17 protein-coding genes are annotated in these 19896 nt (G+C 71.8%); 5 read left to right on the top strand and 12 right to left on the bottom strand.

What is annotated here, in order from left to right; genetic code table 11:
* Positions 1-21 precede the first annotated feature (21 nt).
* On the bottom strand, positions 22-885 hold the full coding sequence (mreC, locus tag CR165_RS01220; RefSeq protein ID WP_109515129.1) for a rod shape-determining protein MreC: 864 nt from the start codon (positions 883-885) through the stop codon (positions 22-24).
* Positions 886-943: 58 nt separating this feature from the next.
* The gene (locus CR165_RS01215) at positions 944-1987 is read right to left on the bottom strand and encodes a rod shape-determining protein (RefSeq protein WP_109515128.1); all 1044 of its coding nucleotides are present in this window, start codon (positions 1985-1987) and stop codon (positions 944-946) included.
* Between the two features lie 189 nt (positions 1988-2176).
* Here CR165_RS01215 and CR165_RS01210 point away from each other — a divergent pair, with 189 nt between their 5' ends.
* The 4 genes from CR165_RS01210 to rocD all read left to right on the top strand — a co-directional run bounded on the left by CR165_RS01210 (position 2177) and on the right by rocD (position 5497).
* Positions 2177-2416, top strand: a complete 240-nt coding sequence (locus CR165_RS01210; protein ID WP_109515127.1) for a hypothetical protein — start codon at positions 2177-2179, stop codon at positions 2414-2416.
* Positions 2417-2717: 301 nt separating this feature from the next.
* Complete coding sequence (locus tag CR165_RS01205) at positions 2718-3152, top strand: Lrp/AsnC family transcriptional regulator (protein WP_109515126.1); 435 nt, start codon at positions 2718-2720, stop codon at positions 3150-3152.
* Between the two features lie 137 nt (positions 3153-3289).
* Positions 3290-4270 (top strand): arginase family protein, encoded by a 981-nt coding sequence (locus CR165_RS01200; protein ID WP_109515125.1) that lies wholly within the window; start codon positions 3290-3292, stop codon positions 4268-4270.
* A 24-nt stretch (positions 4271-4294) separates the two neighbouring features.
* Positions 4295-5497, top strand: a complete 1203-nt coding sequence (gene rocD / locus CR165_RS01195; RefSeq protein ID WP_109515124.1) for an ornithine--oxo-acid transaminase — start codon at positions 4295-4297, stop codon at positions 5495-5497.
* Positions 5498-5570: 73 nt separating this feature from the next.
* Here rocD and CR165_RS01190 read toward each other — a convergent pair whose 3' ends face one another.
* From CR165_RS01190 to miaA, 9 genes are all read right to left on the bottom strand, one after another.
* The gene (locus CR165_RS01190; protein ID WP_109515123.1) at positions 5571-7154 is read right to left on the bottom strand and encodes a 2-isopropylmalate synthase; all 1584 of its coding nucleotides are present in this window, start codon (positions 7152-7154) and stop codon (positions 5571-5573) included.
* A gap of 279 nt (positions 7155-7433) precedes the next feature.
* Positions 7434-9749: a methyl-accepting chemotaxis protein gene (locus CR165_RS01185; RefSeq protein WP_109515122.1), complete on the bottom strand. Its 2316-nt coding sequence runs from the start codon at positions 9747-9749 to the stop codon at positions 7434-7436.
* Positions 9750-9851: 102 nt separating this feature from the next.
* Positions 9852-10778: an allantoinase PuuE gene (puuE, locus tag CR165_RS01180; protein ID WP_109515121.1), complete on the bottom strand. Its 927-nt coding sequence runs from the start codon at positions 10776-10778 to the stop codon at positions 9852-9854.
* Between the two features lie 57 nt (positions 10779-10835).
* Positions 10836-11246, bottom strand: coding sequence for an energy transducer TonB (locus tag CR165_RS01175; protein WP_109515120.1), 411 nt, complete (start codon positions 11244-11246; stop codon positions 10836-10838).
* A gap of 97 nt (positions 11247-11343) precedes the next feature.
* Complete coding sequence (locus CR165_RS01170) at positions 11344-12540, bottom strand: zinc-binding metallopeptidase family protein (RefSeq protein ID WP_109515119.1); 1197 nt, start codon at positions 12538-12540, stop codon at positions 11344-11346.
* Between the two features lie 135 nt (positions 12541-12675).
* Complete coding sequence (gene ilvC / locus CR165_RS01165) at positions 12676-13692, bottom strand: ketol-acid reductoisomerase (RefSeq protein ID WP_109515118.1); 1017 nt, start codon at positions 13690-13692, stop codon at positions 12676-12678.
* A 95-nt stretch (positions 13693-13787) separates the two neighbouring features.
* Positions 13788-14312, bottom strand: a complete 525-nt coding sequence (ilvN, locus tag CR165_RS01160; protein WP_109515117.1) for an acetolactate synthase small subunit — start codon at positions 14310-14312, stop codon at positions 13788-13790.
* Between the two features lie 62 nt (positions 14313-14374).
* Entirely contained in the window at positions 14375-16171 is a 1797-nt protein-coding gene (locus CR165_RS01155; RefSeq protein WP_109515116.1) for an acetolactate synthase 3 large subunit, read from the bottom strand.
* A gap of 59 nt (positions 16172-16230) precedes the next feature.
* Positions 16231-17262 carry a tRNA (adenosine(37)-N6)-dimethylallyltransferase MiaA gene (gene miaA / locus CR165_RS01150; RefSeq protein ID WP_109515115.1) on the bottom strand — a complete coding sequence of 344 codons (1032 nt, stop codon included), beginning with the start codon at positions 17260-17262 and terminating at the stop codon, positions 16231-16233.
* A 26-nt stretch (positions 17263-17288) separates the two neighbouring features.
* On the opposite strand from miaA, the gene serB reads away from it, so the two are divergent.
* Complete coding sequence (serB, locus tag CR165_RS01145; RefSeq protein WP_109515114.1) at positions 17289-18179, top strand: phosphoserine phosphatase SerB; 891 nt, start codon at positions 17289-17291, stop codon at positions 18177-18179.
* A gap of 79 nt (positions 18180-18258) precedes the next feature.
* Here the strand turns inward: serB and CR165_RS01140 are convergent, their stop codons facing one another.
* Positions 18259-19800 (bottom strand): DegQ family serine endoprotease, encoded by a 1542-nt coding sequence (locus tag CR165_RS01140; RefSeq protein ID WP_109515113.1) that lies wholly within the window; start codon positions 19798-19800, stop codon positions 18259-18261.
* Positions 19801-19896: the final 96 nt, after the last annotated feature.

Raw genomic sequence — 19896 nt, 5'->3', positions numbered from 1 at the left:
CATGCGGGGGTCCGGCCCGGCTCAGCGCCGCGCGCGCGGCTCGGGGCGGGCCACCGCCTCCGGCGGCAGGATGCCGGAGAGGCCGAACTCGAAGATGCGCAGCAGATCCAGCCGGTCCAGACGGGCGAACAGCTCCACCTCGGCCACGCCGCCCTCCGTCCAGCGCACCATGCCCACCGGCAGGCCGGCGGGGAACACATTGGCCTCGGCGCTGGTCACCACCCGCTCGCCTTCCTGCGGCGGCGCGCCCTCCGGCCAGTGCTGCAGGCGCGGGCGCTCGCCATTGGTGCCCACCATCAGGGCGCGGGAGCGGCTGCCCTCCAGCACCACGGGGATGCGGCTGTTCATGTCGGTCACCAGCAGCACGCGGGCCGAGCGGCTGCCCACCTCGCTGACGCGCCCGGCGAGGCCCCGCTCGTCCAGCGCCACCTGACCCTTGCGCGGGGTCTGGCCGGGCTGGAGGGAGAGCAGCACGGCACGGGCATAGGTGCCGCCGGCATCGGCCACCACGCGGGCGGTCTGGAAGCTCGCCGCCCCTTCCGGCACGTAGCGGAGCTGGCGTCGCAGCAGGGCGTTCTCCGTCTCCAGCGCCAGGGCGGCGGCCTGCCAGCGGTGCAGGCGCTCGTTCTCGGCGCGCAGCCGGGCATTCTCCTCCCGCATGGCCGCCAGGAAGCGCAGCTCCTGCACCGCGTCCCGCACCGTGCCCATCGGCTCGGCGATGACGCCGTAGATCGGCGCCAGGGCGTCGGCCAGGGTCATGCGGGCACGCTCCACCAGCACCGTGTCGGCCTTGCCGAGCAGCATGGTGCCGAAGGCGGCCGCCACCAGGACGGGCATGGACAGGCGCGCCAGGGCCTGACGCAGCGGAATGCTGAGACGGATCACACGGCCTCCATCCGCCCCGGAGGGGCGGCGCTATGCGTTAATACATGGAGGGTAACGCTTAATACATGGAGGAGAGCACGTGGCGGAGGCGCTTCATCTCGTCGAGCGCCCGCCCGGTGCCCAGGGCGACGCAGGCCAGCGCATCCTCCGCCACGGAGACGGGCAGGCCGGTGGCCTCGCGCAGCACCTGGTCCAGCCGCTGCAGCAGCGCGCCGCCGCCGGTCAGCACGATGCCCTTGTCCACGATGTCGGCCGCCAGCTCGGGCGGCGTGTTCTCCAGCGCCACCTTCACCGCCTCGACGATCTGGCTCACCGGCTCGGCGATCGCCTCGGCGATCTGGCGCTGGCTCACCACCACCTCGCGCGGCACGCCGTTCATCAGGTCGCGGCCCTTCACCTCGGTCATCGGGCCTTCCTCGCCATAGTCCGGGTAGGCGGCGGCACCGATCTCCATCTTGATCCGCTCGGCCGTGCTCTCGCCGATCAGCAGGTTGAAGTGGCGGCGGATGTAGCTGATGATCGCCTCGTCCAGCTTGTCGCCGCCGACGCGCACGCTGCGGGCATAGACGATGCCGCCCAGGCTGATGACGGCCACCTCCGTCGTGCCGCCGCCGATATCGACGATCATCGAGCCGGAAGGCTCCGTCACCGGCAGGCCGGCGCCGATGGCCGCGGCCATCGGCTCCTCGATCAGCAGCACCTTGCGGGCGCCGGCGCTCTCCGCGCTCTCCTGGATGGCGCGCCGCTCCACCGCCGTGGAGCCGGAGGGGACGCAGACGATGATCATCGGCGAGGCGAAGGAGCGCCGGTTGTGCACCTTGCGGATGAAGTGCTTGATCATTTCCTCCGCCACCTCGAAATCGGCGATGACGCCGTCGCGCAGCGGCCGGATGGCGGCGATGTTGCCGGGGGTGCGGCCCAGCATCATCTTGGCCTCCTCGCCCACCGCCAGCACCTGCTTGCGGCCGCGGATGTCCGCGATGGCCACGACGGAGGGCTCGTTCAGCACGATGCCCCGGCCCTTGACGTAGACCAGCGTGTTCGCCGTGCCGAGATCGATGGCCATGTCGGCCGACAGGAAGCCGAACAAGCGGGAGAACATCCAGGGATACCTTCCGAGGGGGACAGACAGCGGGCATCCGCTCGGCGGCAATCCGTCGCGGAGAGGCGCCGTGGATTACCGCCCCCCGCCGCCCCGCTCAAGCGTCATTCCGGATGACGAAGCGGCAACCTTCCGCCCCCTGCCCCGTTGCAGGCGCATGACTCTCTGAACCCTTCAAGGAGCACGATCATGAGGAAGTCCTCTCTCGCTCTGCTGGCCCTCGCCAGCATCGGCCTCGGCGCGTGCGGCTACTCGACCGGTGACCGTGCCGCCTCGGGCGGCCTGCTGGGCGCGGGCGCCGGCGCGGCGGTGGGCTCCCTCACCGGCAGTGCCGGGACCGGTGCCCTGCTGGGCGGCGCCGCCGGTGCGGCGGGCGGTGCCCTGACCCGCGGCGACCAGGTCAATCTCGGCCGCCCCGTCTGGCGCTAAGCTGTTTCTGGCGCTGAGCGGCTTCCAGCGGCCCCCGGGGCCGCGCCGTGCCGGAGCGCCGGGCAAGTGACATGACGGAACGCCGCGGCACCACGAGGAGCCGCGGCCTTTCGCGTTCTTCCCCTGCGGTCGCCGCACCCCGGGGCGTGGCGCCACCGGCCCGCCTGCGGCTATCCCTTCCCTGCCAGCCTGGCCGCACCGTGCGGCCCCTGCGGGAGAGGAGGAGCCGGGACACCGGCCAGCACGCCATGCCATCTGCCAACTCCTGCCCCGGCACACCGAAGCCTGCGGTGCAGCGCGCATGATCCCGCCCCTCGACGCGGCGGACCGCTCCCTGATCGCCCTGCTGCGCGCCGATGCGCGGCAGCCGCTCACCAGCCTCGCCGCCGCCACCGGCCTCTCCCGCGCCACGGTGAAGGCGCGCATCGACCGGCTGCTGGAGCGCGGCGTCATCCAGGGCTTCACCATCGTGCTGCGGCACGAGGCGGAGCGGGCGCCGGTGCGCGCCATCACCCTGGTCGAGATCGAGGGCAACGCCACCGACCGGGTGACACGCCGCCTTCAGGGCCTTCCCCAGGTGGTGGCGGTCCACGCCACCAATGGCCGCTGGGACCTGGTGCTGGAGGTGGAGACGGAAAGCCTCGAGGCCTTCGACGCGCTGCTCCGGCAGATCCGGCACATCGAGGGCGTGGCCAATACCGAGAGCAACCTGCTGCTAGCCCGCCGCAAGGGCTGACGGTTTGCGCGAAGTGGCCCGCCATTCTGCGCAATCAACCCGCCCTTCTGCGCATTTCTCCGGCTTCTTGCTGAGCCGCTCTCGTCCCCAGACTGCCCGCCACGGCCCCGCTCGGGGCTGCTGGCGGAGGCGAAGGCATGACGATGGGCGGGCAAGGCTGGGTGGTGTTCGGTGCGGCGGCGGATTGGGGCGCCGGCCGGCGCGGTGCCGCTGAGGGTCCTGCCGCGCTGCGCGCCGCCGGCCTGCTGGAAGCCCTCGGCACCGCCGCCGAGGACCGGGGAGACCTCCCCGCCCCCACCCCCCTGCCCCCGGCTGCCCTGGTCCCCGCTGCCCTGGTCCCCGCTGCCCTGGCCCCCTCTGCCCTGGCCCGACTGCGGCCCGAGGGCCCGGCGCACCACCTGCCCCGCATCGCCGCCTGGGTGCGCGCCATCCGCGCCGAGGCCGCAGCCATCCTCGCCAGCGGCCGCCGGCCGCTGCTGCTGGGCGGCGACCACAGCCTGCCCATGGGCTCGGTGGCGGCCAGCGCCACAGCCGCCGCCGCGGCGGGCCGGCCCCTCTACCTGCTCTGGATGGACGCGCATGGGGATTTCAACACCCCCGCCACCTCGCCCAGCGGCAATGTGCACGGCATGGCGCTGGCCGCCCTCTGCGGCGAGCCCGGCCTTGGCGATCTGTGGGGCGCGCCAGCGCCGCCGCCCGTGGCGCCTTCCCGCCTTGCCCTGCTGGGGGTGCGCGACCTCGACCCTGGCGAGGCCCGGCTGCTGCGGGCGCGCGGTGCCGCCGTGCTCGGCATGGACCGGTTGCGCGCGGAAGGCCTGGCCCCGCTGCGCCGCTTCCTGGAGGAGGCCGTGGCGGCGGGGGGCTGGCTGCATGTCAGCCTGGATGTGGACGTGCTCGACCCCACGCTGATGCCCGGCACCGGCACCCCCGTGCCGGGCGGCCTCTCGCTGGAGGCGCTGGCGGCGGCGCTGGCCCTGGTGCGCGGGAGCGGCCTGCTCCGCGCCCTCGACCTGGTCGAGCTGAACCCCGGCCTCGACCCCTCGGGCGCCAGCGCCCGCCGGGCCGTCGCCCTCGTCGCGCCGCTGCTGGCCACCCCCGCCCTGCGCGACGCCGCCTGAACCCTGCATGGAGGAGAGCCCGTCATGTCCGTGCTTCCCGGCCTGATCCGCACCGAGCAGGAGCTCGGCGCGCAGAACTACAAGCCGCTCGACGTCGTGCTGACGCGCGGCCAGGGCGTCTGGGTGTGGGATGTCGAGGGGCGCCGCTATCTCGACTGCCTCTCCGCCTATTCGGCGGTGAACCAGGGGCATTGCCACCCGCGCATCCTGGCCGCCATGGTCGAGCAGGCGGGGCGCCTCACCCTCACCTCCCGCGCCTTCCGCAACGACCAGCTCGCGCTGTTCTACGAGGAGATCGCGGCGCTCACCGGCGCGCACAAGGTGCTGCCGATGAACAGCGGTGCCGAGGCGGTGGAGACGGCGCTGAAATGCGTCCGCAAATGGGGCTATGCGGTGAAGGGCGTGCCGGAGGGCCGCGCCGAGATCATCGTCTGCGACGGGAACTTCCACGGCCGCACCCTCGGCATCGTCGGCTTCTCGACCGACCCGGAGGCACGCGGCCAGTTCGGCCCCTTCGCCCCCGGCTTCCCCGTGGTGCCCTTCGGCGACGCGGCGGCGCTGGAGGCGGCCATCACGCCGCACACCGTGGCGGTGCTGGCCGAGCCGATCCAGGGCGAGGCCGGCGTCATCATCCCGCCCGCCGGCTATTTCCGCCGGGTGCGGGAACTCTGCACGCGGCACGATGTCGTGCTGGTGCTGGACGAGATCCAGACCGGCCTCGGCCGCACCGGCCGCCTGCTGGCGGAGGAGCATGAGGGCATCGAGGCGGATGTGACGCTGGTGGGCAAGGCGCTCTCGGGTGGTTTCTACCCGGTTTCGGCCGTGCTCTCGAATTCCGACGTGCTGGGCGTGCTGCGCCCCGGGCAGCATGGCTCCACCTTCGGCGGCAATCCGCTGGCCTGCGCCGTGGCGCGCATGGCGCTGCGCGTGCTGATGGAGGAAGGCATGGTGGGCAACGCCGCCGCCCAGGGGGCGCATTTCCGCGCCGGGCTGGAAGGCATCGGCGGTGGCCTCATCCGCGCGGTGCGCGGGCGGGGGCTGATGCTGGCGGTGGAGCTGCACCCCGAGGCCGGCGGCGCCCGGCGCTACTGCGAGGCGCTGCGCGAGCGCGGCATCCTGGCCAAGGACACGCACGACCACACCATCCGCATCGCGCCGCCCCTCGTCATCACGCGCGGCGAGGTGGAGTGGGCGGTGGAGCAGTTCGAGGCGGTGTTGGGGCACTGAGAGGAAGAGTCCCGGGGGCGCTGCCCCCGGCCCCCGCCGGGGGGATAGTATCCCCCCGGACCCCGCCATCGGGTCAGGCGGTGCGCATCATCTCCGGCGGCGCGGTGCGGGCGCGCTTGGAGAGCAGCTTGTTCAGCGCATGCACATAGGCGCGGGCGGAGGCGATGATGGTGTCCGTGTCGGCGCCCTGGCCGTCCACCAGCTTGCCTTCCTCCTCCAGCCGTACCGTCACGCGCGCCTGCGCGTCGGTGCCGCCGGTGACGGACTGCACGGCATAGAGCTTCAGCGTCGCCTTGTGCGGCACCACCTGCTGCAGCGCGTTGAAGGTGGCATCCACCGCGCCATCGCCGCCGGCCACGGCCTCCACCTTCTCGCCATCGATCTCCACCGCCAGCGAGGCGGTGGGGCGGGTGCCCATGCCGGTGGCCACCGTCAGCGCCAGCAGCTTCAGCCGGTCATGGCCGCGCACCACCTCGTCATCGACCAGGGCGACGATGTCCTCGTCGAACACGCTCTTCTTGCGGTCGGCCAGGTCCTTGAAGCGGCGGAAGGCGTCGTTCAGCTGGTTGTCGCCCAGCGTGTAGCCCAGGCTCGCCAGCTTGTCGCGGAAGGCGGCGCGGCCGGAATGCTTGCCCATCACCAGCGCGTTGGTGGCCCAGCCGACGCTCTCCGGCGTCATGATCTCGTAGGTGGTCTTGTCCTTCAGCACGCCATCCTGGTGGATGCCGCTCTCATGCGCGAAGGCGTTGCGGCCGACGATGGCCTTGTTCGGCTGCACGTCGAAGCCGGTGATGGTGGCCAGCAGGCGGCTGGTCTTGAGGATGTTCTGCGTGACGATGCCGGTGGTGTAGGGCATGGCGTCGGCGCGGGTGCGCAGCGCCATCGCCACCTCCTCCAGGCTGGCATTGCCCGCCCGCTCGCCGATGCCGTTGATCGTGGCCTCCACCTGCCGCGCGCCGGCCTCCAGGCAGGCCAGGGTGTTGGCCACCGCCAGACCCAGATCGTCATGGTTGTGGGCGGAGAAGATCACGCCATCGGTGCCCGGCACCCGCTCGCGCAGCATGGTGAAGATGCGCGTGAGGTCGGCCGGAATGGCATAGCCCACCGTGTCCGGCACGTTGATGGTGGTGGCGCCGGCCTTGATGGCGGCCTCGACGCAGCGGCACAGGAAGTCGGGGTCCGTGCGGCTGCCATCCTCGGCCGACCATTCGACATCCGCCACGTGGTTGCGCGCCAGCGAGACGGATTTGGTGATGGCCTCCAGCACTTCCTCGCGGCTCATCCGCAGCTTGACGCGCATGTGCAGGTCGGAGGTGGAGAGGAAGGTGTGGATGCGCTGGCGGGCGGCGGGCTTCACCGCCTCGACGGCGCGCAGGATGTCGCCCGGCGCGGAGCGCGACAGGCCGCACACGACGGGACCGTCCTTGGCGAAGCGCTGCGCGATGGACTGGACGCTCTCGAAATCGCCCTGGCTGGCGATGGGGAAGCCCGCCTCCATGACATCGATGCCCAGCTCGGCCAGGGCCTCGGCCATGCGCAGCTTCTCCTCCAGGTTCATGGAGAAGCCGGGGGACTGCTCGCCATCGCGCAGCGTGGTGTCGAAGACGATGACGCGCTTGTCGTCGATGGTGCCGAAGCTGGGATGGTTGATGGCCATGGGGCGTTCCTTCGTTGCTTGACTCGAGCCGGGCAGGCATGGGCGCGCGAGGCACCCAGGGGTCCCCCTGAGCGATGCCGGCCAGTCAGCCGGGCGTCACGCCCAGGGGCGGCTAAGTCGAAGGAGAAGGAGGCCGGAAAGGGCGCGCGCGGCGACGGCGGCGGAACCGTTCGTCAGGCCGTGGATGCGCGCGGCGGCGTTCATGGAAGAGACGATAGCAGGCCCGCGCCCCGCCGCAAGCGCTTTCTTCCCCTGAATCCGCCCCTGTCCCTCGCGCGGTCACGCCGCCTGCACGGCCTGCAGGAAGGCATCCGATTTCTGCCGCAGCGCCACGGCCTGCCCGCTCAGCTCGGCGGCGGAGTCCAGCACGCTGCCCGCCGCGTGGCGCGTCTCCTCCGCCGCGCTGCTCACATCGGCGATGCGGCGGCTGACGGCGCCGGCGCTGTCCGATACCTGCGCGGCGCTGCGGGCGATCTCCTGCGTGGCCGCCGCCTGCTGCTCCACCGCGGCGGCGATGGCGGAGGTGACCTCGTTCATCCGCTCCACCGTGGCGCCGATGCCGCGCAGCACGACCACCGCCTCGGCGGTGCTGCCCTGGATGGCCTGGATCTGCTGGCCAATCTCCTCGGTGGCGCGGGCGGTCTGCCCGGCGAGGTTCTTCACCTCGGAGGCGACCACGGCGAAGCCCTTGCCGGCCTCCCCCGCCCGCGCCGCCTCGATCGTGGCGTTCAGCGCCAGCAGGTTGGTCTGCCCGGCGATGTCCTGGATCAGCTGCACCACGTCGCCGATGCGGCCCGCCGCCTCCGACAGGGCCTGGATGGTGACATCGGCGCGGCGGGTCTCGCCCGCTGCCTCCTGCGCCACGCCGGCGCCGCTCTGCACCTGCCGCGTCACCTCCGCCACGCTGGCGGCGAGCTGCTCCGCGCTGGCAGCCACCGCCTGCACGCTGGCCCCGGCGCGCTCCCCCTCCGCCGCCACCGCGCCCGCCTCCTGGCCGGAGCGGGTGGCGCTGGCGCTCATGCCACGCGCCGCCTCCTGCAGGGCGCCGGCCGAGCGGGCGACGGCATTCACCACTGCCCCCACCTCCGCCTCGAAGCCGGCGGCGAGGCGGGATTGCGCGGTGATCAGCGACCAGCTCAGCATCGGCCCCACATAGCCGCCCTGCGCATCGCGGATGGCGGTGACGCGAAGCGCCAGCACCTCGTCGCCCAGGCGGATCTTGGCGGCGTAGGGCAGGCGCGCCGGGTCGGCCAGGATGTCGCGGATACGCTGGCGCTGCGCCGGCGGATGGAACAGATCGACGCTCTGCCCCGCGAGTTCCTCCACCCGGCATGGCAACGCGTGCTGCAGCGGCCGCAGCCCCTCGCGGCTCGCCTCGTTCAGATAGGTGATGCGGAACCCGTCCTTCGGATCGGCGGTCATGACGCCGAGCGGCAGCTGCTCCAGCATCTGGCTCTGCGCGAAGGCACGGCCGACCGTGGCCTGCAGCGCCTGCATGGCCTGGGCGATGGTGCCGATCTCGTCGCGCCGCCCGAGGCCCGGAACGCCGGCCGTCGTCTGGCCCGCTGCCAGCGCCGCCATCGCCGCCGCCAGACGGCGCAGGGGAGTGCCGATGGCGCGGGCGTTGATCAGCCCGAGCAGCAGCAGCAGCAGCGCCGCCGTCAGCCCCAGGATCAACATCGTGTGGCGGGCATTCTCCATCGCCGCCTCCAGCCGCAGGCGGCCTTCCTCGCTGGCGCTGGCCACCTGCGCGCCGGCATCGTCCAGCGCCTTCTCCAGTCGCTCGCGGTTGGCGACCACCCCATCCTGGCGCAGCCGGTCGATCTGCTCCAGCGCCTCTAGGATGGCACCGCCGGCATCGCCGACCTGCCTCGCCTGGTCGATCCAGTCGCGCAGCGCGGCGTCGCCGGCGGCAAGCCGCGCGGCGCCGCGGAGATAGACGCGCGACTGCTGGATGGCGCTGCGCACGCGGCGCATCTGCGTGGCCTCGCCCGACAGCATGTAGTCCTGCAGGCCGAGGCGGATCTCGGTGATGGCGCGGTGCAGGGTGAGCAGGCTGCCGCGCGTCTCCTCCCGCTGCGCCGCAGGCTGCGAGAACTCAATGCTGCCCATCACCACCTCGAACAGCCGCTCGTATTCGCGGCCGAGGGCGGAGAGGCGGTCGCGCGTCTCCAGCACCGCGCGGCGCCGCTCGGTCACGGCGTCGCGCACCTGGGCGTATTCGCCGAACAGGGCCAGCGCCGCGTCCAGCGTCTGCCTGACCCGGCCGCCCGCCGCCTGGCGCTGGGCTTCCTGCACATGGCCGCGGGCGCGCTCCATCTCCTGCGCGCCCTGGCTCCGGGCGGCTTCCAGCGCCTGGAGGTTCTGCGCGTTGACGACATCCCGCAGCTGCACCCGCGCCGCCTGGATGGCTGTGCCGGTCAGGTGGAGCTGCATCTCCACCTCGTCGGCCACCAGCTCCGCTTCGCTCTCGAGCCGAATGGTGTCGAGGCTCCGCCAGACGCCGCCCACCATCAGTCCGAGCAGCAGGACCGGCACCAATGCCGCCAGGGCGAGCCTGCGGCCGACGGTCATGGAAAGGGGAAAGACGGGCATGTTGCCTCCAGGTCATTCCCCTTGTGGCAAACTCTCCTGAAACGCCGGTAAACGCGGCGACCGGCCCGGCATGGCCGTCGCCGCCCCATGGCGCCGCCCGCCTCAGCCCCGGGGCGGATGCACCCTCAGCCAGTGCCGCGCGATCTCCTCGCGCGTCGCCACCCAGACGTCGCGCTGCGCCACGACATGGTCGAGGAAGCGCGCCAGGGCGGCGGCGCGCCCCGGCCGGCCCACCAGCCGGCAATGCAGGCCGACGCTCATCATCTTCGGCGCCGTCTCCCCTTCCCGGCGGAGGAAGTCGAAGGCGTCCGTCAGGTGCTGGGTGAAGCCGTCATTCGCGGTGAAGCCGGGCGGCACCGCGAACTTCATGTCGTTGTTGTCGAGCGTGTAGGGGAGGACCAGCAGCGGCCGGCCGGCGGCGGTGACGTAGTAGGGCAGGTCGTCGTCATAGGCGTCGCTGTCGTAGAGGAAGCCGCCATGCTCGGCGACGAGGCGGCGCGTCCGCTCGCTGATGCGGCCCGTGTACCAGCCCACGGGCGGCTTCCCCACCGTGCGGGCGATGGTCTCGACGCATTGCGCGATGTGCCGCCGCTCGGTGGCCTCGTCCACCTCCTGGTAGTTGATCCAGCGCCAGCCATGGCTGGCCACCTCGTGCCCCGCCTCGGCGAAGGCGCGGCCCACCGCCGGGTTCAGCTCCAGCGCACGGCCGACGCCATAGACCGTCAGCTTCAGCCCGCGCTCGGCGAACATCCGCAGCACGCGCCAGACGCCGGCACGGGCGCCGTAGTCGAACTGGCTCTCCTTGCCGATGTCGCGCATCCCGAGCACCGGGTTCCCGCCCGGCGTCTCGTTCAGGTAGATCTCGCTGCCGGCATCGCCGTTCAGCACGCTGTTCTCGCCGCCCTCCTCGTAGTTCAGCACGAAGGAGAGGGCGAGCTTCGCGCCGCCCGGCCATTGCGGGTCGGGCGGGTTGGGGCCGTAGCCGGCGAAATCGCGGGGGTAGCCGCTTTCTGGGGCGAGGATCGTCATGGGAAGGAAGCTTGGCGGCGCCGCGCGCGGCGCGTCAACCGGCCGCTGCGGGACGAGTCACAGCCTGGGGCGAGGCGCATCCGGCGGGATGAAGGTGATGGGCACCTGGAGCGAGATCGGCTCACCCCGCGCCACCAGCGCCGCCGGCGGCGGCGGAAGCGGCGCAGACGACAGCACGATGGCGAGCGCGGCGGCGTCGAACAGGGGCTCGCGGGAGGAGCTGACGATCTGCGGCGTGTAGATCCCGCCATTCTCGGCCACGGTGAAGCGCACCCTCACCGTGCCGGATGTCATGGGCCTCGCCCGGCCGGGATCGTGCGGGAAATAGCGCTTGCTCTGGATCTTCCGGCTGACCTCGCCGCTCCAGCTGGCCAGTTCGCGCTGCTGTTCGGGCGTGAGGGCCGGGGAGGTGGCGCAGGCGCCCAACTCCAGAAGGCCCAACCCCAGAAGCAGGCCCAGCGCCGCCATGCGCAACTTCCCCACGCCACGATTCTCCCTGCCGGGCTGTTGCGCTCAAGCTCTAGAGCGGAACAGCCTTGGTGGGAACCATCCTCCGCCGCCCTGCTCAGCCCGCGCCGGAGGCCGCCACCTTCCCGTGCACGAGGGACTGGATGAAGCCCAGCTTCCGCACCACCGCCGGCGACAGCACGAAGGGGTAGAGGTCGGCCGCGCCCATGCAGCGGTTGAGGCTGTTCACCGCCGCCGTCAGCGGCACCCAGGCTTCCATCACGGGCTGGATGTCGGTGGCCCTGTAGGGGTCGAAATCCACCTCGGCGCTCATCTCGCCGGTGCGGTCGGCGCGCGGGTCGATGCCGATGCCGAAGGCGCGCGCCATCTCCAGCGTGTCGATGATGTGCAGGTAGTGCGCCCAGGTCTCGGCGAAATCCTCCCAGGGGTGGGCGGTGGCGTAGGTGGAGACGAAGTTCTCCTGCCAGTCCTCGGGTGGGCCCTCATTGTAGTGGCGTTGCAGCGCGGCGCCGTAATCCTGGCTGTCGTCGCCGAACACGGCGCGGCACTCCTCCAGCCGGCCGCCGTCGCGCACCAGCCGGTCCCAGAAGTAATGGCCGGATTCGTGGCGGAAATGGCCGAGCAGGGTGCGGTAGGGCTCGCCCATGCTGGTGCGGCGCCGGACGCGCTCGGCATCGTCCGCCTCGGCCAGCGCCAGGGTGATCAGGCCGTTGTCATGCCCGGTCATCACCTTGGGCCCCTGCTCCGCCGGCGGATCGGCCAGGAAGTCGAAGGCGAGGCCCTCCTCGGGGTCCTCCTGCCGGGTCCTCATCGGCAGGCCGAGGCGCAGGAAGCTGTACATGGCGCGGCGCTTGGCCGTCTCGATCCTGCGCCACTGCGCCGCGTGCGCGGGGTTGGAGAGGTCGGGGATGGTCCGGTTGTGACGGCAGGCGAGGCAGAAGGTGTCCGCGCTGTCCTCCGGCACCAGCCAGTTGCAGGCATCGTGCGCGGCATTGTCGCAGAAGCGGTGCAGGCGGGCGGCATCGGCGCGCGGCCGCCAGAGCTGGCCCACCGCCTGGGAGGAGGTCTCGGCCTGCGCGTTCTCCGCCGGGCCGTCCGCCGCCTGCCCGGCGGCCTGCTGGGCCGAGGCGGCGCCGTCGGTGGCCTGCACCACGCCGCCCTCCGGCTCCGCCGGGTCGAGCGCGGAGAGGCGGTTCACGCCGGGCACATAGCCCAGCGTGGCGCCGCAGGATTCGCAGCGGGTGTTCTCGAAGTAGAGGAGCTGCCCGCAGACCTCGCAGTTGAAAAGCCGCATGCCACTGTTCCTTGCCGCCCGGTGCCATCCATCCGGGCGAGGCAGGAACGGGCCGCGCCGCCCGCGGTTGCCGGGCGGGAAACGCCGCCATGAGCCGCAGGCACGAAAAGGGGTGCCGAGGCGCCCCGTCCCGGTTCAGTTCTTGGCCTTGTCGACCAGCGCGCCCTTGGTGATCCAGGGCATCATCGAGCGCAGCTTGGTGCCGACCTCCTCGATCGGGTGCTCGGCCAGGCGGCGGCGGGTGGCCTTGAAGCTCGCCTGGTTGACCTTGTTCTCCAGCATCCAGTCGCGGGTGAACTTGCCCGACTGGATGTCGTTCAGCACGCGCTTCATCTCGGCCTTGGTCTCGGCGGTGATGATGCGCGGGCCCGTCACGTACTCGCCATACTCGGCGGTGTTGGAGATCGAGTAGTTCATGTTGGCGATGCCGCCCTCATAGATGAGGTCGACGATCAGCTTCACCTCGTGCAGGCACTCGAAATACGCCATCTCGGGGGCGTAGCCGGCCTCGACCAGCGTCTCGAAGCCCGCCTTGATCAGCTCGACCAGGCCGCCGCAGAGCACGACCTGCTCGCCGAACAGGTCGGTCTCGCACTCTTCCTTGAAGGTCGTCTCGATGATGCCCGAGCGGCCGCCGCCGACGGCGGAGGCGTAGGAGAGCGCAATCTCCAGCGCGTTGCCCGAGGGGTTCTGGTGCACCGCCACCAGGCAGGGCACGCCGCCGCCCTTCTGGTACTCGCCGCGCACCGTGTGGCCGGGGCCCTTCGGCGCGATCATGAACACGTCGATGTCGGGGCGCGGCTCGATCAGGTTGAAGTGCACGTTCAGCCCGTGCGCGAAGGCCAGTGCGGCGCCTTCCTTCATGTTGGCGTGCAGGTGGTCGCGGTAGAGGTCGCCCTGGCCCTCGTCGGGGGTCAGCACCATCACCACGTCGGCCCACTTCGCCGCCTCGGCGGGCGAGAGCACCTTGAAGCCGGCGGCCTCGGCCTTCTTCGCGGAGGGGCCGGGGCGCAGGCCGATGGCCACCTCGGCCACGCCGGAATCGCGCATATTCAGCGCATGGGCATGGCCCTGGCTGCCAAAGCCGATGACCGCGACCTTCTTGGCCTTGATCAGGTTCACATCCGCATCACGGTCGTAATACACGCGCATCTCTGGCGCACTCCCCCGAAAGGTTCACTCACTCCACGGCCGGGCCCCCTGCCCCGCCGCGCATCCTCGTCCGGGGGAGCCCCCCCCGGCCGCGCTCAGACGGTCAGGCTGGCGGTGCCCCGCGCGATGGCCACCGCGCCGGTGCGGCTGACCTCGGCGAGCCCGATCGGCCGCATCAGGTTGATGAAGGCATCGAGCTTCTCGGCATTGCCGGTCATCTCGAAGACGAAGCTCTCGGTGGTGGCGTCCACCACGCGGGCGCGGAAGGCGTCCGCCAGGCGCAGCGCCTCCTGCCGGGCGGAGCCGCTGCCCACCACCTTGATCAGCGCCAGCTCCCGGTTGAGGTGCGGCCCCTCCAGCGTCAGGTCGGCCACCTTGTGCACGGGCACCAGCCGGTCGAGCTGCGCCTTGATCTGCTCGATCACCATCTCCGTGCCGGAGGTGACGACGGTGATGCGCGAGAGGCGCCCCTCGGCGTCCACCGGCGCCACGGTCAGGCTGTCGATGTTGTAGCCGCGGCCGGAAAACAGGCCGATGACGCGGGCCAGCACGCCGGCCTCGTTCTCCACCAGCACCGCAATGGTCGCGGCGCGGTGCGTCATGTCGGATGGGTCAGGCATGGTCTGTCCTGGGAAGGATCGGTCGGGATGAGGAGGCGGAAGCTGTGGGCGGGTGCCGGCGCTCAGACGAGCGCCGTCCCCTCATCCGTCACCCCGGCGCCGCCGCTGATCTGGTTCGAGGCCAGCAGCATCTCGTTGTGCGCGGCGCCCGAGGGGATCATCGGGAAGACGTTTTCCTTCTGGTCCACCGCGATGTCGGCGATCACCGGGCGGTCGATGGCGATCATCTCGCGGATCACCCGGTCCAGGTCGTCCGTGCTCTCGGCGCGCAGGCCCACGCCGTGGAAGCTCTCGGCCAGCCTGACGAAATCGGGCAGCGCCTCGGAGTAGCTCTCGGAGTAGCGGCCGCCATGCAGCAGCTCCTGCCACTGCCGCACCATGCCCATGTACTGGTTGTTCAGGATGAACACCTTCACCGGCAGGCGGTACTGCGCCAGCGTCGACATCTCCTGGATGTTCATCAGGATCGAGGCCTCGCCGGCGATGTCGATCACCAGCGCGTCCGGGTGCGCCACCTGCACGCCCATCGCCGCCGGCAGGCCATAGCCCATGGTGCCGAGCCCGCCCGAAGTCATCCAGCGGTTCGGCTTCTCGAAGCCGAAATACTGAGCGGCCCACATCTGGTGCTGGCCCACCTCGGTGGAGATGAAGGTCTCCTTGCCGCTCTGCCGCGTCAGCTCGTAGAGGCGCTTCACCGCGTGCTGCGGCTTGATGATGCGGCTCTCCTGCACGTAGTGCAGGCAGTTGCGGCCGCGCCACTCGTCGATCTGGCGCCACCAGCCGGCCAGCGCCTCGCGGTCCTGCGTGGCGCCATCCGCCTCCCAGGCGGCGATCAGCGCGCGCAGCACGGAGGCCGCGTCGCCCACGACCGGCACCTCGACCTTGACGTTCTTGTTGATCGAGGAGGGGTCGATGTCGGCGTGGATCTTCAGCGAGTTCGGCGCGAAGGCGTTGAGCCGCCCGGTCACGCGGTCATCGAAGCGGGCGCCGATGTTGAACATCACGTCGCACCCGTGCATGGCGAGGTTCGCCTCGTAGGTGCCGTGCATGCCCAGCATGCCCAGGAACTGCGGGTCGCTCGCCGGGTAGCAGCCCAGGCTCATCAGCGTGTTGGTGCAGGGCATGCCCGCCATCCGCACGAACTTCGTCAGCAGCTCGGAGGCTTCCGGCCCGGCATTGATCACGCCGCCGCCGGCATAGACCACCGGGCGCTTGGCGCCCTTGAGCATGGCCACGGCCTTGGCGATCTGCGCCGCGTCCGGCTCGGTCTGCGGGCGGTAGGAGCGGTGCTCCACCTGGGGCGCCGGCTTGTAGGGGCCCTTGCCGATCAGGATATCCTTCGGCAGGTCGATCACCACCGGGCCGGGGCGGCCGGAGCGCGCCACGTAGAAGGCGTCGTGCACCGTCTCGGCCAGCTTGTCGATCTGCTTGACCAGGTAGTTGTGCTTGGTGGCGGGGCGGGTGATGCCGGTGGTGTCCGCCTCCTGGAAGGCGTCGTTGCCGATCAGGTGGGTCGGCACCTGCCCGGTCAGGCAGACGATGGGGATGCTGTCGAGCAGCGCGTCCACCAGCCCGGTCACGGCGTTGGTGGCGCCGGGGCCGGAAGTGACCAGCACGCAGCCCACCTTGCCGGTGGAGCGGGCATAGCCTTCCGCCGCGTGCACCGCCGCCTGCTCGTGCCGCACCAGGATGTGGCGGATGGCGTTCTGCTGGAAGATGGCGTCGTAGATGGGCAGGACGGCGCCGCCCGGATAGCCGAAGATGACCTCTACGCCCTGCTCCTTCAGCGCGCGCAGGACGATCTCGGCACCCGTCAGGGACTGGGTGTCGGATGCGGCGGGAAGGATGGCGGAAGACATGATGCTTCTGGCTTTCCTGTGGCTGTTTGCCGGGCGCGTTCTCCGCCCGGGCCCCCGATCTACGCGCCCCGGTGCGCCACGTCAACGCGCGAACAAACAAACGCGAAAATTTCCCCCAATTCTCTTTCCGAAAATTGCTCTAGATGCGTGACACGCGCATGGATCGTATGCGTCTCGCTCGGGGCGGCCAGCGTCTGGTGGCGGAACCAGGTGGCCTGGCGCTTGGTGTACTGGCCGATGGCGAGGCAGGCGCGCCGCCCCGCCTCCGCCCGGTCCCAGCGCCCGGCCAGCATGGCGGCCAGTTCCGGCACGCCATGCGCGCGCATCGCCGGCAGGGCGGGGTCGAGGCCGCGCGCCAGCAGGGCGCGCACCTCCTCCACCGCGCCCGCGCGCAGCATCGCCTCCCAGCGCAGGCCGATGGCCTGGCGCAGCGCCTCGCGCGGCGGGTCCAGCCGCAGCGCGGCGAGGCGCCAGGGCGTGCCGTCCGGCAGCCGCGCCGGGCCGGTGCCGCCTTCCGCCAGCCAGGTTGAGAGGCCGCGCCCGGTGCCGCGCCACACCTCGAAGGCACGGGCCAGGCGCTGGCTGTCGGTCGGGCGCAGCCGGGCGGCGGTCTCCGGGTCGGCCAGGGAGAGCCGGGCATGCAGCGCCGCCGGCCCCTCCGCCGCCAGCAGGCCGCGCGCCTCCTCCCGTGCCGCCTCGGGGATGGACGGGATCTCCACCAGCCCCTCGGCCAGGGCGCGGAAATACATCCCCGTGCCGCCGCACAGGATGGGCAGGCGCCCCGCCGCATGGGCCGCGGCCATCTCCGCCAGCGCCCGCTCCCGCCACCAGGCCACGCTCGCGGCCTCGGCCGGGTCGCGCTCGCCATAGAGGCGGTGCGGCGCCTCCGCCTGTTCCGCCGCCGAGGGCTGTGCCGTCAGTACCGCCAGCCCCGCATAGACCTGCATGCTGTCGGTGTTGATCACCACGCCGCCGAGCCGCGCGGCCAGCCCCAGCGCCAGGGCCGACTTGCCGCTGGCGGTGGGGCCGGCCACCAGCAGCGCCAGCGGGCCATGCTCCAGAGGTTCACGCGGAGATGGTTGATCCGTCATCGGCCAACGGGCATGGTCCGCCCCCCATGCAGCATGTGCTCACCCTGATCGCGCCCGCAGGCCAACTGCAGGCGCCCCTCGCCGCGCGGATCCGTTCCGCGCTCATCGATATCGGCGCCGACGCCGCCACCCCCGAATGGCTGGCCGAGGGCGAGGCGCTCGACCTGCCCTTCGCCGGCCTCGCGCCGGAGCAGGCGGACGCCGCCGCCCGCGCCGCGCTGGAGGGCGCGGCGGTGGACTGCATCGCTCAGCCCGCCGAGGGCCGGCGCAAGCGCCTGCTGATCGCCGACATGGACAGCACCATCGTCACCAGCGAGACGCTGGACGAGCTGGCCGCCTATGCCGGGCTGAAGGAGCGCGTGGCCGAGATCACCCGCCGCAGCATGAATGGCGAGATCGACTTCTCCGCCGCGCTGCGCGAGCGGGTAGCGATGCTGAAGGGCCTCTCCCTCTCGGCGCTGGAGGCCACCTGGGCGGAGACCCGGCTGATGCCGGGCGCCGCCGAGCTGGTCGGCACCATGGTGGCGCATGGCGCGCATTGCGCCCTCGCCTCCGGCGGCTTCACCTGGTTCACCGGGCGGGTGGCGGCCCAGGCCGGCTTCACCAGCCACCACGCCAATGTGCTGGAGGATGATGGCAGCGCCCTCACCGGCACCGTCGCAGAGCCCATCTTCGACCGCGACGCCAAGCTCGCCACCCTCAAGCGCCTCTGCGCCGAGCTGGGGCTGCCGCTCTCGGCCAGCATCGCCGTGGGGGATGGCGCCAACGACCTCGCCATGCTCGGCGCGGCCGGCCTCGGCGTGGCCTACCGGGCCAAGCCGGTGGTCGCCGCGGCGGCGCGGGTTCGGGTCGATCATGCGGATCTGCGCGCCCTCCTCTTCGCGCAGGGGTATCGCGCGGGAGAATTCGTCTCGTAAAGGGACGCACATAAAAGAAAGGCCGGGGGAATGAATTCCCCCGGGCCCCCTTCTTCTTTCTGTCAGTCGGGCAGCAGGCTCAGCCGGGGTTGCCGCTGCGCTCGGGCTGCAGGCGCAGCGGCACGAAGCGCTGGCCCTGCCCGTTCTCGATCAGCATCAGCGCGCTCGGGCGGTTCTGCTTGCGCAGCCGGGCGATCTGCTCCTGCACCTCCTGCGGGGTGGAGACGCGGTTCTGCTGCACCTCCAGGATCATGTCGCCCGCCGTCAGGCCACGCTCGGCGGCGCTGCTGCCGGGCGAGACCTCGGTGATCACCACGCCCCGCGCATCCTCGCGCAGGCTGAAGCGCTCCCGCGTCTCGGGCGAGACCGGCGCCACCTTCAGGCCAAGGCCGGACAGCTCCACGGCAGCACCCGGGCGGGCCTGCTGCGGCGCCGCGCTGGCGGCGGCCTGCTGCTCGGCCGGCAGCTCGGCCACGGTGACGCGCACCGTCTCCTCCTTGCCGTTGCGCCACACCACCACGGGCGCCTCGGTGCCGACCTTGGTCTCGGCCACGATGCGCGGCAGCTGCCGCATCTCGCGCACGTCCTGGTCGTTGAACTTCAGGATAACGTCGCCGTTCTGGATGCCGCCCTTGGCGGCAGGGCCGTCCTCCTGGGCGCGCGCCACCAGCGCGCCGCGCGCGCCGCCGGGCAGGGCCAGGCTCTCGGCGATCTCATCCGTCACCTGCTGGATGTTCACGCCCAGCCAGCCGCGCCGCACCCGGCCGCCATCCCGCAGCTGCCCGATGATGTTGCGCGCCAGGTTGGAGGGAATGGCGAAGCCGATGCCGATCGAGCCGCCGGAAGGCGAGACGATGGCGGTGTTGATGCCGATCACCTCGCCCTTCACGTTGAACAGCGGGCCGCCCGAATTGCCGCGGTTGATGGCGGCATCGGTCTGGATGAAATCGTCATACGGGCCGGCATTGATGTTGCGGCCGCGCGCCGAGACGATGCCCGAGGTAACCGAGCCACCGAAGCCGAGCGGGTTGCCGATGGCCAGCACCCAGTCGCCCACCTCGGCCGTGTCGGAATCGCCGAAGGGCACCACGGGCAGCGGCTTGTCCGTCTTCACCTGCAGCACGGCGAGGTCGGTGCGGCTGTCGGTGCCCACCAGCTCGGCCTTCAGCGTGGTGTTGTCGTGCAGCACCACGTTGATCTCGTCGGCACCGTCGATGACGTGGTTGTTCGTCACGATGATGCCGGAGGCGTCGACGATGAAGCCCGAGCCCTGGCTCTGCTGGCGGCGCGGCGGCTGGCCGGGACGGGCGCCCGGCGGCCGGTTGCGCTCGAAGAACTCGCGGAACAGCTCCTCAAAGGGGCTGCCCGGCGGGGCCTGCGGCATTTCCGGCGCATCCGGCCGGTTGCCGCGCGCCTGCAGCGTCTGGCTGGTCTGGATGTTGACCACCGAGGGCAGCAGCTTGCGCGCCAGCGGCGCGAAGCTCTCCGGGGTGGTGGCGACGGGGCCCGGCGCCGCGGGGGTGTTGGGCGCGACGGTCGCCGGCTGGGCCACGGCCCGCAACGGCTGGGCGAGCGGCACCGCGGCGACCGTGGCACTCAGGATCAGGGTGGCGAGACGCATCGGCAAACCTCGCTTGCGACAAGCAGAACCCGGACGGGGATCGGTCCGGCATGGGGGAGAGAATGGGGCGGCGCGGGCGGCGCCGGAAGGGCAGCC

This window comes from Teichococcus aestuarii, assembly GCF_003116135.1.
GTDB classification, from domain to species: domain Bacteria; phylum Pseudomonadota; class Alphaproteobacteria; order Acetobacterales; family Acetobacteraceae; genus Pseudoroseomonas; species Pseudoroseomonas aestuarii.
Note: the sequence above shows the minus strand (reverse complement) of the source record. Positions and strands in the feature narration are given on the sequence as shown.